General features: G+C 33.4%; 15 protein-coding genes and 1 other RNA gene. 2 read left to right on the top strand and 14 right to left on the bottom strand.

Features of this window, described 5'->3' with window-relative positions; all coding sequences use genetic code 11:
• Together ISP08_RS06145 and sal are read right to left on the bottom strand one after the other, a co-directional pair.
• The gene (locus ISP08_RS06145) at window positions 1–1,140 is read right to left on the bottom strand and encodes a cysteine desulfurase family protein (RefSeq protein ID WP_195718046.1); all 1,140 of its coding nucleotides are present in this window, start codon (window positions 1,138–1,140) and stop codon (window positions 1–3) included.
• Between the two features lie 64 nt (window positions 1,141–1,204).
• Window positions 1,205–2,839 (bottom strand): Sal family ABC-F type ribosomal protection protein, encoded by a 1,635-nt coding sequence (gene sal / locus ISP08_RS06140; RefSeq protein WP_195718045.1) that lies wholly within the window; start codon window positions 2,837–2,839, stop codon window positions 1,205–1,207.
• A 267-nt stretch (window positions 2,840–3,106) separates the two neighbouring features.
• Here sal and ISP08_RS06135 point away from each other — a divergent pair, with 267 nt between their 5' ends.
• Complete coding sequence (locus ISP08_RS06135) at window positions 3,107–4,114, top strand: LLM class flavin-dependent oxidoreductase (RefSeq protein WP_195718044.1); 1,008 nt, start codon at window positions 3,107–3,109, stop codon at window positions 4,112–4,114.
• Window positions 4,115–4,160: 46 nt separating this feature from the next.
• Here the strand turns inward: ISP08_RS06135 and ISP08_RS06130 are convergent, their stop codons facing one another.
• From ISP08_RS06130 to cymR, 3 genes are all read right to left on the bottom strand, one after another.
• Window positions 4,161–4,328, bottom strand: a complete 168-nt coding sequence (locus ISP08_RS06130; RefSeq protein WP_195718043.1) for a hypothetical protein — start codon at window positions 4,326–4,328, stop codon at window positions 4,161–4,163.
• Between the two features lie 33 nt (window positions 4,329–4,361).
• Window positions 4,362–4,544, bottom strand: a complete 183-nt coding sequence (locus ISP08_RS06125; RefSeq protein WP_048793520.1) for a CsbD family protein — start codon at window positions 4,542–4,544, stop codon at window positions 4,362–4,364.
• A 78-nt stretch (window positions 4,545–4,622) separates the two neighbouring features.
• Entirely contained in the window at window positions 4,623–5,042 is a 420-nt protein-coding gene (gene cymR, locus ISP08_RS06120; RefSeq protein WP_048793519.1) for a cysteine metabolism transcriptional regulator CymR, read from the bottom strand.
• Window positions 5,043–5,128: 86 nt separating this feature from the next.
• Here cymR and ISP08_RS06115 point away from each other — a divergent pair, with 86 nt between their 5' ends.
• On the top strand, window positions 5,129–6,412 hold the full coding sequence (locus ISP08_RS06115; protein WP_195718042.1) for a replication-associated recombination protein A: 1,284 nt from the start codon (window positions 5,129–5,131) through the stop codon (window positions 6,410–6,412).
• A gap of 63 nt (window positions 6,413–6,475) precedes the next feature.
• Here the strand turns inward: ISP08_RS06115 and ISP08_RS06110 are convergent, their stop codons facing one another.
• The 9 genes from ISP08_RS06110 to recJ form a co-directional block, all read right to left on the bottom strand.
• Window positions 6,476–7,246 carry a tRNA threonylcarbamoyladenosine dehydratase gene (locus ISP08_RS06110; protein WP_048793517.1) on the bottom strand — a complete coding sequence of 257 codons (771 nt, stop codon included), beginning with the start codon at window positions 7,244–7,246 and terminating at the stop codon, window positions 6,476–6,478.
• A 120-nt stretch (window positions 7,247–7,366) separates the two neighbouring features.
• A non-coding RNA gene (gene ssrS, locus ISP08_RS06105) (6S RNA) lies at window positions 7,367–7,558 on the bottom strand.
• A gap of 61 nt (window positions 7,559–7,619) precedes the next feature.
• Window positions 7,620–9,386 carry an aspartate--tRNA ligase gene (aspS, locus tag ISP08_RS06100; RefSeq protein ID WP_048793516.1) on the bottom strand — a complete coding sequence of 589 codons (1,767 nt, stop codon included), beginning with the start codon at window positions 9,384–9,386 and terminating at the stop codon, window positions 7,620–7,622.
• 12 nt (window positions 9,387–9,398) lie between these two features.
• Window positions 9,399–10,661, bottom strand: a complete 1,263-nt coding sequence (gene hisS, locus ISP08_RS06095; RefSeq protein WP_048793515.1) for a histidine--tRNA ligase — start codon at window positions 10,659–10,661, stop codon at window positions 9,399–9,401.
• A 335-nt stretch (window positions 10,662–10,996) separates the two neighbouring features.
• Entirely contained in the window at window positions 10,997–11,872 is an 876-nt protein-coding gene (locus ISP08_RS06090) for an N-acetylmuramoyl-L-alanine amidase (protein WP_048793514.1), read from the bottom strand.
• Entirely contained in the window at window positions 11,869–12,321 is a 453-nt protein-coding gene (gene dtd, locus ISP08_RS06085; RefSeq protein ID WP_048793513.1) for a D-aminoacyl-tRNA deacylase, read from the bottom strand. Before dtd ends, ISP08_RS06090 begins: the two co-directional genes overlap by 4 nt.
• Window positions 12,322–12,335: 14 nt before the next feature.
• Window positions 12,336–14,525 (bottom strand): RelA/SpoT family protein, encoded by a 2,190-nt coding sequence (locus ISP08_RS06080; protein WP_048793512.1) that lies wholly within the window; start codon window positions 14,523–14,525, stop codon window positions 12,336–12,338.
• Window positions 14,526–14,883: 358 nt separating this feature from the next.
• Window positions 14,884–15,402 (bottom strand): adenine phosphoribosyltransferase, encoded by a 519-nt coding sequence (locus ISP08_RS06075; RefSeq protein WP_195718041.1) that lies wholly within the window; start codon window positions 15,400–15,402, stop codon window positions 14,884–14,886.
• A 17-nt stretch (window positions 15,403–15,419) separates the two neighbouring features.
• Window positions 15,420–17,696: a single-stranded-DNA-specific exonuclease RecJ gene (gene recJ, locus ISP08_RS06070; protein WP_195718040.1), complete on the bottom strand. Its 2,277-nt coding sequence runs from the start codon at window positions 17,694–17,696 to the stop codon at window positions 15,420–15,422.
• Between the last annotated feature and the right edge of the window lie 134 nt (window positions 17,697–17,830).

The following is a 17,830-nucleotide window of genomic DNA, read 5'->3' as shown; positions in this document are numbered from 1 at the left end:
TTATTCCTCCTTAAATTTATGATAGATTTTGTGAATTTCCATCGCTATATATTTAATCTCTGCCTCAGTATTTAATTCATTAAAACTAAATCTTACTGAATGTTTTGCTCTTTCATCGTCATCGTACATTGCCGCTAATACATGTGAAGGTGTCGTAGAACCTGCAGTACATGCTGAACCTGAAGAAACATATATATTAGACAAATCTAATAAAGTTAACATGGTCTCAACATCTATAAACGGAAAATATAAATTTACTACGTGACCTGTCGTATCTACCATCGAACCATTCACTTCAAATGGCACTGATCTTTCTTGTAATTTAACTATAAACAAATTTTTTAAAGACATTAAGTGTACGTTATTATCGTCCAAATTATTTGTAGCTAGCTTCAATGCTTCTGTTAATCCTGCAATTTGAGGTATATTCTCTGTACCAGCACGACGCTTGGTTTCTTGTTCTCCACCGAGTTGCATATAACGCATTAATGTACCTTCTTTAACCAATAGTACGCCAATGCCTTTAGGTCCACCAAATTTATGTGCCGTAATGCTCATAGAATCGATACTAAATTCGTTAAAATCTATATCCAAATGGCCTATCGCCTGTACAGCGTCCACATGAAATAATGCGTTTGAGTGTTTGACGATATCATCTATTTCATACATAGGTTGCACAGTACCCACTTCGTTATTAACAAACATAATTGATACTAAAATTGTGTCATCGCTTATAGCATTTTTCAATTGTTCAATGTCGATAATTCCTTGAGCATCTACATCAAGATAAGTTACAGTGAATCCTTCGTTTTCAAGTTGTTCAAAGACATGCAATACAGAATGATGTTCTATTTTTGATGTAATAAGATGTTTGCCTTTATGCTGATGTTTATAAGCAATACCTTTAATCGCCGTATTATTAGACTCTGTGGCACCGCTTGTAAAAATAACTTCGTTTGTCTTAGCACCTAACATTTGAGCAATAGCCCTGCGTGATTCGTCTAAATATTTACGTGCATCTCTACCAATACTATGAATTGAAGATGGATTCCCAAAATGTAAAGTATAGAGTTCCATCATCTTATCAATTACTGGTTGTTTAACTGGTGTGGTTGCAGCATTATCTGCATATACTTCCATGACTTTTCGACACTCCTCACAATTTTATCAATGGTCCAATGATAGCACCATGTTTATAATTTTTCTAGTCGTCTGTTTGATAATGACCGAATTCATCTATATGTTTAAAATCTTCTAATAGAGACAATGTACTGTCCACATCGTCATCTAATTTGGGCTTTAGTGCTGAATTTATTATTTTACGATTTTTAATATACCACTGAGTCGCATCAAATTTACTTTTTAAATATTCATCATGCGTAATTAATAATACTTGCCCACCAAACTCTTTTAGCATCTCCATAATTAACTCTTGCGTGTGGATATCAAAATAATTTGTTGGTTCATCTAATATAAGCAAATGCGGTTGTGCAAAATATAGTAATACAAATTGTAATCTACTCTTTTCACCCATTGACAGATTACTTATTTTATTAAATAAACTATCATGGTCAAAATTAAATGCATTGAGAATTGTTTGTGCACTACTACGTGTCATATTAGGTAGCTCTAATAACATTTCCATTGGTGTGAGTTCAAAATTCAAATTATAATTTTGTTGGTCAAAATAAGCGATTTCTAATGACGGTGAAATGTTGATTTTACCGCTTGTTGGTTGGACAAGACCTGTGATTAATTTTACTAACATAGATTTACCACTACCATTTGGGCCTGTTAATAAGACATTTTCGCCCTTTTTCATTGTAATATCGACATGATCAAATATAGTTCCTTGTTCATTTTGATAACACACTTGTTGAAATTGGAAAAGATTTCTATTATTGAATTGTTGACCATTATTGAGTTTAATTTGTGCAATATTATTAGAAGTAGGCTTTGTTACATTTTTATTTTCTATAAGATGCTGTGTTTGTGTTTCTTTAGTTTTAGCACGTTTAATAAGTTTACTTAATTTTTTCTGTCCTATTGGATCTCTAACACTAGTCTGTGCACTAGATGATGCATGCCATTGTTTTACGCGTTGAATATTTTTTTCTAACTGTTTAATTTGTTGTTGTTGCTTAATATAAGCATTGTTCTGAGATTTAATAGCTAAATCTGAAATTGCTTTATAATCATCATAACTACCTTCATATTTTGTTGTGCCTTTGTTATTGACGTCTATAATATGTGTAGCAACATTGTTAATAAAGCCACGGTGATGTGAAATCATAATAATGGTTTGAGTAGAGTTATTAATAAAGCGGCATAAATCATTTACCATATTATCGTCTAAGTGATTTGTCGGCTCATCGAGTAATAACATTGTCTGTCGCGATAATATAGCTCTTATAATAGCTATTCTTGTTTGCTCGCCCCCGCTTAATTGTTTAAGTGGTTTAGCTAAACTATCTTCAGTAATTTTAAATTGTTTTGCTTGAGTCACTATTTTTTGTTCAAAACCATAACCATCAAGTTCTATATATTTGGCTAAAGCATTTAAGTCATCTGACATTTTCGTTCTTATTTGATACAAAACAGGATTTAGTGAAATGATATAGTCCATTGCAGTTAACTCTCTATAGTTGGTTAAATCTTGTTCCATATAATAAGCTTCGTCGCTATAAGTTGCATAGATTTTTTCTAATAATGAGGTCTTTCCTACACCATTATTACCAATAATAACGACATGTTCACCATCTTCTATACTTATATTCACATGCTCGATAAGTACTTTCCCATAAGGTTCAAATGGTTTTTGTGCATAATAAAAAGACATAACATATTCCTCGCTTTCTAAGAGGTATGCATGTCTTTTTCAAATAAATATAACAGCCTATATTAAAAATAAGTTGGACAATGGCATACCTCATGCGTTATTTATTAAAGTTTGAGTTGAAATTTGCTTATGAGATTTATCCATTGTCTTATTAAGGCCACCTAACGTTAAAATTTACTACATTATACCAGTGAGCAATTTTTTACGCAAGTTAACAGTCGCCTGTTATACTTTCAATTATTAGTTATTACTAAGGAGGATACTAAAATGACAGAAATAAAGTTATCCGCGCTAAATCTTGCACCTGTTAGAGAAGGACAGACAGATAAAGACGCAATTGATGATATGGTTAAATTGGCTCAAAACCTTGAAAAACTTGATTTTGAAAGATATTGGATTGCCGAACACCACAATGCGCCTAATTTAGTTAGCTCGGCCACAGCATTATTGATTCAACATACACTAGAACATACACAATCTATTAAAGTTGGATCTGGAGGTATTATGTTGCCTAATCATGCGCCATTAATCGTTGCAGAGCAATTTGGTACAATGGCAACCGTATTCCCAAATCGTGTGGATTTAGGACTTGGTAGAGCACCTGGTACAGACATGATGACTGCTAGCGCTTTACGACGCGATCAACATAATGGTGTATACGAATTTCCAGAAGAAGTTGAGCAACTTGCGACTTATTTTGGACCAGCCAATCAACAAGGCTATGTTCGTGCTTATCCAGCAGTAGATAAAAATGTACCACTTTATATTTTAGGTTCTTCAACTGATTCGGCTCATTTAGCAGCTCGTAAAGGCTTACCATATGTATTTGCTGGTCATTTTGCTCCTCAACAGATGCAAGATGCCATGGAAATATATAAATCATTATTCGAACCCTCTGATGTTTTAGATAAACCTTATATGATAGTTTGTTTAAATGCGATCGTGGCCGACACAGATGCACAAGCCGAATATTTAGCTTCAACTCAGGCCCAAGTCATGGTGAGTATTACACGTGGCAGAATGCAACCCGTTCAACCACCAACAGATGATTTACAAGGATTGCTTACTCCTAGAGAATTTGAATTAGCAAAACAACGTATGTCACAATCACTTATTGGTTCTGAAGCAACAGTCAAAGATAAGCTTAAATCATTTATTGCAGAAAATGGCGATATAGATGAATTAATGGCTATTAGTTATATTTATGATCAAGAAGCTCAATTAGATTCATACAAGAGATTAAATAACTTAGTTTCAGAAATGAATAACCAATAAAAAAATTCCTACAGCACTTATTATGCTGTAGGAATTTTTTTATTGGTTATTTTTTATCGTCGTCTTTGTTGTCATTTTCTTCTTTGTCACTACCACCAGTGAATTTATCAATTTGTTCACTAGCTTGTTTTGCTTTTTCGTTATCAGTTTCTTTTAATTTGTCTGATACGTTTTTTGCTGCTTCTTTTGCTTTATCGAAGAAATTCTCTGCCATAATAATCTGCTCCTTTGTTGTTCAATCTAATAATTATTTTTTAAATTTATCGATTACATCGTTAGCTTTATCTTTTGCATTTTCTACAACTTCTTTAGCTTTACCTGAACTTTTGTCTTTCTTACCTTCTTGTTCAAGTTTATCATCATCAGTAACGTTTCCTATTGTTTCTTTAACGTTACCTTTAGCTTGTTCGAATTTGTTTTCATCAGCCATTAATATAACCTCCTTAATGTGTACATAATATATAATTACCACATTAATTAAGATATAAACATTATAATTTTAATTATTTTAAATATAGAACATGTAGCCATCTAAATTGTCTGTTTCTTTATATTCTGCTAAATACTTAAGCGTAGTATTATCAAGCACATCTCTTACTGCATCGCGCATTCTAATCCATAATTGTTTTTGTGCTGGTGGCTCAGATTCGATGCTTTCAACGAAAGTGATGGGGCCTTCTAACAGTCGAATAATATCCCCTGCACTTATTTCTTCAGCTGGTACTCTTAATTGGTAACCACCTTTAGCGCCACGTACACTACGTATTAATCCAGCATTTCTTAGCGGACCAACAAGTTGTTCTAAATATAAATCACTTAGACTATTTTCTTCTGCTATAGATTTTAATGAAACGCAACCTTGCCCTTCTTTTTTGGCTAAGGAAATCATTAAAGTTAGTCCGTATCTTCCTTTAGTAGAAATCTTCATAATATAACCTCACTTAATCGAATACTTATATATTCCCATAGTATCATTTTTTGCGTTAATATAGAATTAGAAAGGTGTGAAACAACGTGACTAATGAACCATTAGCTGCAAGAATGCGTCCAGAAAATATAGACGAAATTATTTCCCAACAACATTTAGTCGGTCCAACTGGAATTATTAGAAGAATGGTAGACACTAAGCGATTATCATCAATGATTTTTTATGGACCACCAGGCATAGGTAAAACGAGCATTGCTAAAGCAATTGCTGGGAGTACGCAATATAAATTCAGACAGTTAAATGCTGTTTCTAATACAAAAAAAGATATGCAACTTATAGTTGAAGAAGCTAAAATGTCTGGCCAAGTCATTTTATTATTAGATGAGATTCATCGATTAGATAAAACTAAGCAAGACTTTTTACTTCCCCATTTAGAAAACGGCAAAATAGTATTGATTGGTGCGACAACTTCAAACCCTTATCATGCAATAAATCCAGCAATACGTTCAAGAGCACAAATATTCGAATTATATCCATTAACAGACGAAGATGTCAATTTAGCGCTTAAACGAGCGTTAGAGGACGATAAAAGAGGATTAAAAAGCTATAATGCTCAAGTCGACGACGATGCTATGGAATATTTCTCAACACAAAGCCAAGGAGACGTTAGAAGTGCCTTGAACGCCTTAGAATTAGCTGTCTTAAGTTCAAAGGTAGATGAAGACGTACGCCATATTACATTACAAGACGCAAAAGATTGCTTGCAACGTGGTGCTTTTCTAAGCGATAAAGATGGGGATATGCATTATGACGTAATGAGTGCGTTTCAGAAATCAATTCGTGGTAGTGACGTGAATGCTGCGTTGCACTATCTTGCACGATTAATCGAAGCTGGCGATTTACCGACGATTGCGCGTCGCTTACTTGTTATAAGTTTCGAAGATATTGGTTTAGCTTCTCCTAATGCAGGTCAACGCACATTAGCTGCAATTGATGCGGCCGAAAGACTTGGATTCCCTGAAGCACGTATCCCATTAAGTCAGGCTGTGATTGAGTTATGCTTATCACCTAAATCAAACTCTGCGATATCCTCTATTGATAATGCACTTTCAGATATTAGAAAAGGCAATGTTGGACAAATACCTGACCATTTAAAAGATGGTCACTATGCAGGAGCTAAAGAATTAGGTCGAGCTATAGGTTATCAGTATCCTCATAGTCACGAAAGTGGATTTATAGCACAGCAATATTTACCAGATAAACTTAAAAATAAAATTTATTATGAACCAAAAACAACTTCGAAATCTGAACAACAATTTAAGTCGATTTATGAAAATATTACTAAAGCACAACAACAAAATTCAAAATAACACAAAAAAACCGTTACTACCTTTTTGAGGAGCAGTAACGGTTTTTTTAATTAGTAATTGGCGTTAGCCTTTGTCTTTTATTCTTGTAACCGGAATATCTTTCAAAATATCATTTATTACAAAACTTGCACATATCAAGCCGACAACGCTTGGCACAAATGCATTGGAAGATGGTGGTATTTGCGCTTTTCTAGTCGGCGCATTTTCATCACCTACTGTCGCCTTTACATCTTCTCTAATAATGATTGGACTTTCATCCGAAAATACTACAGGTATCCCTTTGCGAATGCCCTTCTTTTTTAATTTCTGACGAATTATTCTAGCCATTCTGTCGGTGTGTGTTTTAGAAATATCTTCAATTTGAAATCTTGTAGGATCTGTTTTATTGGCTGCACCCATACTTGAAATCACTTTAATACCTCTATTTAAACACTGTTCCATTAAATGTACTTTATACATTATAGTGTCACTCGCATCTATAAAGTAATCTATATCGTATTGTTCGAATAATTCTTCGTAAGTATCTTCTGTATAGAACATGTGCAATGAAGTTACTTTACAGTCCGGGTTTATTAATTTTATACGTTCTTCCATTAATGTCACTTTGCTTTGACCTATTGTAGACGTTAAAGCATGTAACTGACGGTTTACGTTTGTAATATCAACATCATCTTTATCAATCAGTATAATATGACCTATGTTAGTTCGTGCTAAAGCTTCAGCAGCAAATGAACCTACACCGCCAACCCCTAGTACAACTACGGTTTGTTCTTTTAATAAATCCAAACCTTCTTGACCATAAGCCAATTCATTTCTTGAAAATTGATGCTTCATAAAAATGCTCCTCTTTTTCTCTATTTTAATAGTTAAGATTATACATGAAATTCACTAATATTTTTACTCATAATTTTAATTTAGACAAAAAAATACGCAAGACCTAAGTCTTGCGTACCGATAGAGTCCGTAAATGCCGTAGTTATAAGTAGCTTGATCATTCGGCCTGCTATATACAGGTGGGTGCCCTGTTTCTTGTTTTGCAAGTCCTCCTTGAGAGGCGTTTGCGCTACAAGAAAACCCATTGGGCTCCCTGATCAAAGAGTGTTAGGCCCAAATTAAAAAGCAAACATACGAACATTACAGATGACTATCTTATGAATACATCATACCACATTTTTTTGTAATGGCAAGAATTTAAACTTACATTTAATTAATGTCTAATGCGTAATGATAATTCTTCTAGTTGCTTGTCAGATACTTCGCTTGGTGCATCAGTTAGTAAACATGTAGCCGATGCAGTTTTAGGGAATGCAATTGTATCTCTAAGATTAGTTCTATTAGTTAATAGCATTACTAATCTATCAAGACCTAAAGCTATTCCGCCGTGTGGTGGTGCACCATATTTGAATGCATCTAATAAGAAACCAAATTGTTCTCTTGTTTGTTCTTCTGTGAAACCTAAAGCTTCGAACATTTTAGCTTGTAAGTCACCATCATGAATTCTTATTGAACCGCCACCAAGCTCATAACCATTTAACACAATGTCATATGCTTTAGCTTGAACATTTTCAGGTTCAGTAGATAATTTATCTATGTGGTCATCTTTTGGTGCTGTGAATGGATGATGTGCTGCTGCATATCTTTTAGCATCTTCATCGTATTCTAATAATGGCCAATCAGTCACCCATAAGAAGTTTAATTTACTTTCATCAATTAATCCTAATTCTCTAGCTAATTTCACACGTAACGCACCTAAACTTTGCGCTACAACACTTTGTGAATCTGCTACGAATAATACCAAGTCGCCTGCTTCAGCACCAGTTAAATTTTGCAATGTAGCAATATGATCATCTTCAAAGAAGCGTCCGATTGGCCCGCTTACACCATCTTCTACAACTTTAACCCATGCTAAACCTTTTGCACCATAAATATTCACAAATTCAGTTAATCCATCTATATCTTTACGTGTGTATTGATCAGCAGCACCTTTAGCAACGATGGCTTTAACTTGTCCGCCACTTTCAACTGCACTATTAAATACTTTAAAGTCCATCACTTTTCCTAGTTCAGAAACATCGATTAATTCCATATCGAAACGTGTATCTGGTTTATCTGAACCAAATCTTCTCATCGCTTCATCGTAAGTCATTCGTGGGAATTGTTCTTGTAAGTCTACGCCTTTGACGTCTTTTACGACTTTCTTCAACATTTCTTCGCCCATCTCAATAACGTCTTCTTGATCGACAAAGCTCATTTCAATATCGATTTGAGTAAATTCTGGTTGTCTATCAGCACGTAAGTCTTCGTCTCTGAAACATTTAACAATTTGGTAGTATTTGTCAAAACCACTTATCATCAATAACTGTTTAAATATTTGTGGTGATTGTGGTAATGCATAAAATTCACCGTCATGTACACGTGAAGGAACTAAGTAGTCACGTGCGCCTTCAGGTGTTGATTTTGTTAATACAGGTGTTTCGATATCATAAAAACCAGCATCGTCTAAGTAATTACGCACTGCTTTAGTTGTTTGATGACGCATCTTGAAAGTTTGAGCTAATTCTTGTCTTCTTAAGTCTAAATATCTGTATTTCAATCGAATATTTTCGTCTACATTTTGATTTTCTTCATTTAAAGAAAATGGTGGCGTTTCTGCTTTATTAATAACATTAATATCAGAAACTTGCACTTCAACTTGACCCGTAGCAATCTTAGGATTTACCGTTTCTGGGTCTCTTTTTTTCACAAGACCTGTTACTTCCACAACATATTCTGAACGTATTGATTCAGCTATTTGTAATGCTTCTTCCGAGAATGATGGGTTGAAGACAATTTGTACATAACCTTCACGGTCTCTTAAATCAATAAATATTAATCCACCTAAGTCTCTACGGTTATGAACCCAACCTTTTAATGTCACTTCTTGATCTAATAATGATTCTGTAACTAATCCGCAGTATGTTGTTCGTTTACTCATATAATATTCTCCTTATTTATTAAAGTATGATGCTACACTATCTAATTGAATTGACTCACTTTCACCTGTCGTCATGTCCTTAATGGCTACTTCATTATTTTCTAACTCTTGGTCACCAATAACGATAGTATAATCTGCATTTAAGCGGTCCGCTTGTTTCATTTGACCTTTAATTTTACGATCCATGTAATCTTTGTCTGCTTTTATACCTTGTTTACGTAAATCGTTTAATAATTTAACGGCATAATCATCAGCTTCTTTGCCCATAGTAACAATAAATAAATCAAAATCATTATCTACATCTAATTCGATATTTTCTTCTTCAAGAGCTAATAATAATCTTTCAATACTTAATGCGAAACCAATACCCGTTTGATTTGGTCCGTCTAATAATTCTAGTAATCCATTGTAGCGTCCACCACCACAAAGTGTCGTGATTGCGCCGTCATAATTAGGATTATCAATCATTAGCTCAAAGGCAGTATGCGTATAGTAATCTAAACCTCTAACTAAATTAGGATCTTCTTCATAACGAATACCAAGACGATCTAAGTGTTGTTTTACTTCATTGTAATATTTCGTAGATGCTTCATTTAAATATTCGGTAATGCGTGGCGCATTTTTCACTGCTTCTTTATCTTTATCTACTTTACAATCAAGTATTCTCATTGGATTTGTGTGTAATCTTGATTGACAATCGCTACAAAAGTCGCCTATTACAGGTTCAAAATGTTTAACTAAAGCATCATTATATTCTTTTCGAGATTCGATATCTCCGATACTGTTAATAACTAGTTTTAAGTGTTGTAAACCAAATGACTCATAAATGTGTACTGCCATTGCTAAAACTTCTGCATCTATACTTGGGTTTTCAGCTCCGATTGCTTCAACACCAAATTGAGTGAATTGACGATAACGCCCTTTTTGTTTACGTTCATAACGGAACATAGGCCCTAAGTAATAAAGTTTAATTGGTTGGTTAGCATAACCCTGCATTTTATTTTCAATATAAGATCTAACTACAGCAGCAGTTCCTTCTGGTCGTAACGTGATACTGCGATCGCCTTTATCTTTGAATGTGTACATTTCTTTTTGTACCACGTCAGTAGAATCCCCTACACCACGCGCGAATAATTCAGTGCTTTCAAAGATAGGTGTGCGTAATTCCTCATAATTATATAAAGTCATTAATTCTTCTAAACGACGTTCGATATAACGCCATTTTTTAGATTCAGTTGGTAGTATATCTTGGGTTCCTCTTGGAATATTTATCATACTCATCTCTCCTTGTCTGAAATAAAAAAAGACCCTTGCATGATGATTAATCATACAAGGGACGAAATGCCGTGTTGCCACCCTAATTGGTCAAATTGTTGTATAAAATGACCCACTTTAACACGAATAACGCTCGTAAAACGGCTCCTTTTAATGGGAGCACCTGTTCTTGTGTTCATTCATTTTAAATAACTAAGTATAATTTTTCAGCCTAGAATTATATCTCTTCACATTTTATATGCTACCTTGTCATTTAAAACATTCAAGAATCGTAACGGTTAATTTATAAAATTCACTAATAATCATAACCACTTTATAATTATTTTGCAACCTTTTTATTTAGAAAAATATGCACGTAAACCATCTATTATTGCATGTTCTACAATATGTCGATGTAATTTATCGGTCAACATTGTTTCGTCTGTTGGATTGCTTATATAGCCTAATTCTAACAATACAGCTGGTACATTTGTTTGTCTCAATACTTGATAATTTTCCTGTCTCGCGCCTCTATTCGACAACAGTGCCTTCTTTTGAATACTACTATTTAATGTTTCTGCTAATGCTTTTTGACTATCTTTAAACCAATAGACTGTGCCTCCATTTGCTTTGGAGGATTTTAATGAATCATTATGTATACTAATAAAAGCATCACCTTTTAAATTACGATCATCTAACGATACATATTTATCATTAGTTCTCGTCATTTTGACCTTAGCACCCTCTTTTTCTAATAAAACTTTGAGTTCTTTTGCGGTCTTTAAAGTGTATACTTTTTCTAAACTTTTTTTATGTGTTCTACTTGAAGCTCCCTGATCACTTCCACCGTGACCAGGGTCAAGTACAATTGTTTTATCTTTTAAAGGTTTAGCGTCTGCTGTTTTATCTGGCTTTATGTTTAAATTCGTATGCCAACCAGCAACCCAACCTTTTTCTTTGCCGTTTCTAGATTCGACTTCAATCCATTTACCGACTTTTTTAACTTTATGGAAATTTTGTCCTCTATACAGCGCTTTAATTTGTGGATAAGTAGCATTGGGACCTGTAAGTAATTTTGCATCTTCAGTCATATAAACTGTACTACTATTTTCATCATTGTGATTTAAGAAAGCAATTAACATCACAACAAAGATTATAAAAGCTACTGCGACAATAAATGTGGGAATATTTTTTAAATGATGTTTAGTTAACCAAGTATTGAGTCTCTTCATATAACTTTGCCATCCTGACTCTCATAAATTATAGTGACAGGTCCATCATTTGCAATATCGACCAACATATCAGTACCAAATTCACCAGTTAATACTTCTACGCCATAACTGCGTAAAACATCATTGAATTTGTCGAAATATTGAGCGGCTTGTTCAGGTGACATAGATTTACTAAATCCTGGTCGATTACCTTTACGCACATCTCCATATAACGTAAATTGCGAAATCGATAATATTTGTCCACCTATGTCTAATAAACTTAAATTTAATTTACCATCATCATCACCAAAAAGACGTGCATTCACAATCTTTTTAGCTAGTACGTCGATATCTGCTTCTGTTGAATCTCGACCTAATCCAACTAGCAAGCAGTAACCTTGCCCAATTGAATGCTTAATTGAATCGTTGGTTACCGTTGCTTCTTTTACCCTTTGTAAAACTATTTTCATATTTAGTGGCACCTCTAATTCCAAACTCTGGTTACAGTATATACGTCACCCAGTTGTTTGATTCTATCTACAACTTTATATACTTCATTGACATTTTTTACCATAACACTAATATTAATCACGGCATTTTTATCAATATCAGAACGTCCTGAAACTTTAACTAAATTGCTACTCGTAGAATTAACTGCTTGTAATACTTCGTTTAATAATCCATTTCTATCATAAGCATTAACTTCTAAGTCTACTTGATATTTTTGAGTAGCATCTTTTGATTTTACCCAATCAACATCAATTAGTCTATCAGTTTCATTTTTAATATTTGGACAATCTGTTCTATGTACTTTTATACCATGACCTTTAGTGATATATCCAACGATATCATCGCCCGGGATTGGATTACAACATTTTGATAATTTAATTAATACATTTTCAATACCTTCAACGTAAATACCACTATCAGTGATAATATCTTCTTTAATAGGTACTGATTTTGTAACTTCTTGTGCCTGATTGAGCGCCTTCTGTTTATTTAAAACGCGTTGCTTTTCAGTTAATTTATTAACGATTTGTAACGCTGTAACGCCACCAAATCCAACTGCGGCAAACAAATCATCGTCATTTGAAAAGTTATATTTATCGTTTACAATAGCTATATTTTCGTCAGTAAGTACATCATCAACTCTATAGCCTTGGTCTTTGATTTCCGCTTCGACCATAAATTTACCTTTTTCAATGTTAGAAGAACGATCTTGCTTTTTGAAGAAACTACGAATTTTACTTTTCGCACTAGATGATTTAACAATTTTTAACCAGTCACGACTTGGGCCATATGAATGTTTACTTGTACGAACTTCTACGATATCACCTGTTTGTAATACATAATCGATAGGTTCTATTTTGCCATTAACCTTTGCACCTATCATTTTATTACCAACTTCACTATGAATAGCATAAGCAAAGTCTATAGGATTGGCACCATAAGGTAATTCTATAACATCACTTTCAGGAGTGAACGCATAAACTTTATCACTTTGTAAATCAAATTTTAATGATTCCATAAACTCTTCGGCATCAGACGTCGTATTATCAGTTTCAGCTAATTCTTTTAACCAATTGAGTTTATTATAATAATCATCAGTTTTATTTTTAACTTGTTTACCTTCTTTATATGCCCAATGCGCAGCAACCCCGTGTTCTGCAATTTCATGCATCTCATATGTTCTAATTTGTATTTCTAACGGGTCTCCATTGGGTCCTACCACGGTCGTGTGTAAAGATTGATACATATTTTGTTTCGGCATAGCAATATAATCTTTAAATCTACCAGGCATTGGTTTCCACAATGTGTGTACTAATCCTAATATCGCATAACAATCATTAATCGAGTTAACAATGACACGTACTGCAAGTAAATCAAAGATTTGATCAAATTGTTTCTTTTGTTTTACCATTTTGCGATAAATACTATAAATATGCTTAGGGCGCCCATTAATTTCTCCGACGATAGACATATTATCCATTTCCGTACTAATTTTATTAATCGCTTTATGGATATAATCTTCCCTATCACTACGCTTTTTCTTCATTAAATTAACAATTCTGAAATATTGGACACTATCTATATATCTAAGCGCAGTATCTTCCAATTCCCATTTAATCGTATTGATACCTAAACGATGGGCTAACGGCGCATAGATTTCTAGTGTTTCTTTAGAAGTCCTGATTTGTTTATCTCTACGCATCGCCTTTAGCGTACGCATATTATGTAATCTATCCGCAAGTTTTACTAATATAACTCGAACGTCTTTTGCAATAGCTATAAACAGCTTTCTATGGTTTTCTGCTTGTTGTTCTTCTTTAGAACGATACTTAACTTTTTTAAGTTTGGTTACACCATCGACAATGATTGCCACTTCTTCATTGAACATTGATTTAACGTCATCAAATGTATATGGAGTATCTTCAATAACATCATGAAGAAAACCAGCAACAATGGTTGGACCATCTAAGTGCATTTCAGTTAATATACCAGCTACTTGTATAGGATGCATAATATACGGCAAGCCATTTTGACGGAATTGTCCCTCATGTGCTTCGTAAGCAATATGATAACTTTTTAATACATATTCATATTGATCTTTTGATAAATATGATTTTGCTTTATATAGTACTTCGTCAGCACTGTATGGATATTCATTATTCACTCAAGACACCCCACACCTAATTTTAATTACCTATAAATGTTCATGATTTTTGATTATATGTATACAAATTTTCAATGTAATTTATGTATGTATAAAATTTCAAATAATAGTTATATGATACTACATGTTTGCAAATAAATAAACGCGTTATGACGTTCTAATACAATCTAATTATAATAAATTTAATCTAGCATAATTGATATGTCATGAAAAGACAATTATTTTGCTATGTCAAATACTGTTATTCCGCATAATTACATTTGAAATCCATCGTTAATAAAAAGAAATAATAACACTACTGACATAATGTCTAGTAATATTATTATTTCCATCACAAAAAGTGTATTAAACATTCAATTTATTCATCGTAAGCAATTAAACTCATTACATCATAGTCTTTAATTTTTTCAATCCCATTTAAATATTTTAATTCAATAATAAATGCAATACCTACCACGATACCACCAAGCTTTTCGACTAATTTGATAGCCGCTTCTATCGTGCCACCTGTTGCTAATAAATCATCTGTAATTAACACACGTTGCCCAGGTATAATCGCATCCTTATGCATCGTCAAAACATTCGTACCATATTCTAAATCATATTCATACTTGATAACTTCGCGAGGTAACTTACCTTCCTTACGTACTGGCGCGAAACCAATCCCCATAGAATAAGCAACGGGACAACCTATAATAAAGCCTCTCGCTTCAGGTCCAACTACTACATCAACATCTTTTTCTTTTGCATACTCAACAATTTGATCTGTGGCATAACCATAGGCTTCACCATTGTCCATGATTGTAGTGATATCTTTAAAATTGACGCCTTCTTTCGGCCAATTTTGTACCTCTGATACATATTTCTTTAAATCCATTATAAACTCCTCCTAATTTAACCAATCAATTTAGTTGTTAACCATTGCTTTAATTGCTTTATATCTTGATACAATAAAACTTTTTCTACTTCTATTCTATTTAAACGTGCTTGATAAAATTTACTCGTATCGATAGGCTGTTTTTGCGTTTGATTATTAACAGTTATTACACCATTTTCATCATTGATAAAGTTTAAATCTAAAAATACCTTTAAAATAAACTTTAGCATATTGGGTTTTATATTTAAGTAATCACATAGATACATACCATCTTGCGCTAAATTTGTTTCACCTTTTGTAGCTAATGCCTTAAAACATTGCTTAAAGCTTTCCATTTTAGGCATACCTTCAAAATATATAGACTGCTGATGATTTAACATTAAATAAATCTGTGAAGCTTTTATACTTGTTAAGCTTTGATTGAGATCCTCTATTGTTGATGGTAAATCTCTAAAGACATATTTTTCATAATGATGTTGTATTGTCTCCCCATAGAAATAATAATTATCACCTAATTTTTCATTATGAGGATGTATGAGAAAGGCTGTAGCATTATCATTATCATCAATTTCTGCTAACTTATTTTTACTACGATAATCTAATATCTGTAATTTATTACTAGCTAAGTCTTGAATCATAAATTGCGGCGATTTATGGCCATTCCATTCATTTATTTGTAAGGTACCAATAATATTAATGGGTTGTTCAGTATTTAATTGGTTGCTTAAATGTCCATTTTGCCAATACAAAGCTTGTAAATTACTATCTCCTAATGATAGCTTCAAATGTTTTTTATCTTGTCCAATACCTTTAGACTGACGTACCATAACATCTGATAATTCAAAACATGGACTCTCAAAATCAGTACCAAATGGTCTTAATTTATGAATATCTTGAATATTTTCAACACTAATATCTGCTTCATTTACTTTTACATCAACCTTTTTTGAAGGTTCTAATGAGGTTGTATTCGCTAACTCTTCCATCCATAAATTTAAGCCTTGTGTTAAATTTTCAATATTTTCTATTGGCATCGTGACGCCGGCAGCCATATGGTGTCCACCAAATTTTGAAATTAAATCAGAATGTGCGGTTAAGATTTCAAACATTGAAACTTGTTCAATACTTCGAGCCGAACCTTTTGCATGGTTTTGTGCTTCATCTATATTTAATATAAGTGTAGGTAAACTATATGTTTCAACAATTTTAGAAGCCACTATACCTAACACACCTTCATGCCAATCTTCTTTAGCTAAAAGTAAAAACTTAGCTTGTTGTTGCACTTGTTCTTCTGCCATTGCTAAGGCTTCTTCAGTGATATTAGCTACAATGTCTTTACGTTCTTGGTTAAAGAACTCGACTTGTTCAGCTAAAAATGCAGCTTCTTCTTGTTCATCAGTCATCAGTAATTCAGCGGCTAAACCTGCATCTTCCAATCTACCTACAGCATTCAATCTTGGCCCTATAATAAACCCAATTGTTTCTTCATTAATGTCATCTGTATAACTGGCTTGGTTTAATAATGCCTTTATAGATACCGGACATTGATCATTTAATACACCAAGCCCTTGTTTAACTAGGGAACGATTTTCGTCAGTCAGGGAAACCAAATCTGCTATAGTACCAATTGCGACTAATCCTAAAAATTGTTGTGGTGGTTGAGATAATAAGGCTTGAGCTAATTTATAAGCTACGCCAGCTCCACATAAATATTGAAATGGATAGTCAAACTCTGGGTGCATCGGATGTACAATTGCATAGGCATCTGGCATTGTTCTTCCTATTTCGTGATGATCTGTGATAATTACATCAACACCCAATGATTGAACACTTTCTACTTCTTTGTGACCTTGTATACCATTATCGACAGTAATGATAAGCGAAATGCCTTCATCGTAAGCGTTCTTAAATGCCATTTCATTTGGGCCATAACCTTCTGAAAATCGGTTAGGTATATACCAACCAACGTGCGCCCCTAATTCTCTTAAAGTTGATACTAGAATAGTCGTTGACGTCACACCATCTGCATCATAGTCACCATAAACAAGAATTTTTTCATTTTTATCGATTGCTAAATTAATTCTGTCAACTGCCTTTTTCATATCACTTAACAACCAAGGATCATGATTAATAACCTTATTATTAAATAACGCTTCGACTTCATCATAGTCGACAATATCTTTACTCTCTAAAATTTGTTTAACAATAGGAGTTAATTTTAATTTCTTAGCATTTTCAGCTGAAATTTCATTTTCCGGTGTATTAAAATCCCAATTATACTTTGGTTTAATCATACGAGCCTCCCTCATTTCCACAAGCCATTATACAAAATATTATATAAAATAAAAAGCGCTGACCATTAATATGACAATAATAATTACGCAAATAGATAAAAAAATAAAAATACCACTGCGTTTTACGAACGCAG

Source organism: Staphylococcus lloydii, from assembly GCF_015775975.1.
Lineage (GTDB): Bacteria > Bacillota > Bacilli > Staphylococcales > Staphylococcaceae > Staphylococcus > Staphylococcus lloydii.
This window is presented reverse-complemented; position numbering and strand designations above follow the sequence as displayed.

Coding starts and splice junctions, on each gene's coding strand:
- recJ (WP_195718040.1), bottom strand. CDS start 17,696: ATGATTAAACCAAAGTATAATTGGGATTTTAATACACCGGAAAATGAA.
- aspS (WP_048793516.1), bottom strand. CDS start 9,386: ATGAGTAAACGAACAACATACTGCGGATTAGTTACAGAATCATTATTA.
- ISP08_RS06110 (WP_048793517.1), bottom strand. CDS start 7,246: ATGAAGCATCAATTTTCAAGAAATGAATTGGCTTATGGTCAAGAAGGT.
- ISP08_RS06145 (WP_195718046.1), bottom strand. CDS start 1,140: ATGGAAGTATATGCAGATAATGCTGCAACCACACCAGTTAAACAACCA.
- hisS (WP_048793515.1), bottom strand. CDS start 10,661: ATGATAAATATTCCAAGAGGAACCCAAGATATACTACCAACTGAATCT.
- ISP08_RS06130 (WP_195718043.1), bottom strand. CDS start 4,328: ATGGCAGAGAATTTCTTCGATAAAGCAAAAGAAGCAGCAAAAAACGTA.
- ISP08_RS06125 (WP_048793520.1), bottom strand. CDS start 4,544: ATGGCTGATGAAAACAAATTCGAACAAGCTAAAGGTAACGTTAAAGAA.
- dtd (WP_048793513.1), bottom strand. CDS start 12,321: ATGAAAATAGTTTTACAAAGGGTAAAAGAAGCAACGGTAACCAACGAT.
- sal (WP_195718045.1), bottom strand. CDS start 2,839: ATGTCTTTTTATTATGCACAAAAACCATTTGAACCTTATGGGAAAGTA.
- cymR (WP_048793519.1), bottom strand. CDS start 5,042: ATGAAGATTTCTACTAAAGGAAGATACGGACTAACTTTAATGATTTCC.
- ISP08_RS06090 (WP_048793514.1), bottom strand. CDS start 11,872: ATGAAGAGACTCAATACTTGGTTAACTAAACATCATTTAAAAAATATT.
- ISP08_RS06075 (WP_195718041.1), bottom strand. CDS start 15,402: ATGGATTTAAAGAAATATGTATCAGAGGTACAAAATTGGCCGAAAGAA.
- ISP08_RS06135 (WP_195718044.1), top strand. CDS start 3,107: ATGACAGAAATAAAGTTATCCGCGCTAAATCTTGCACCTGTTAGAGAA.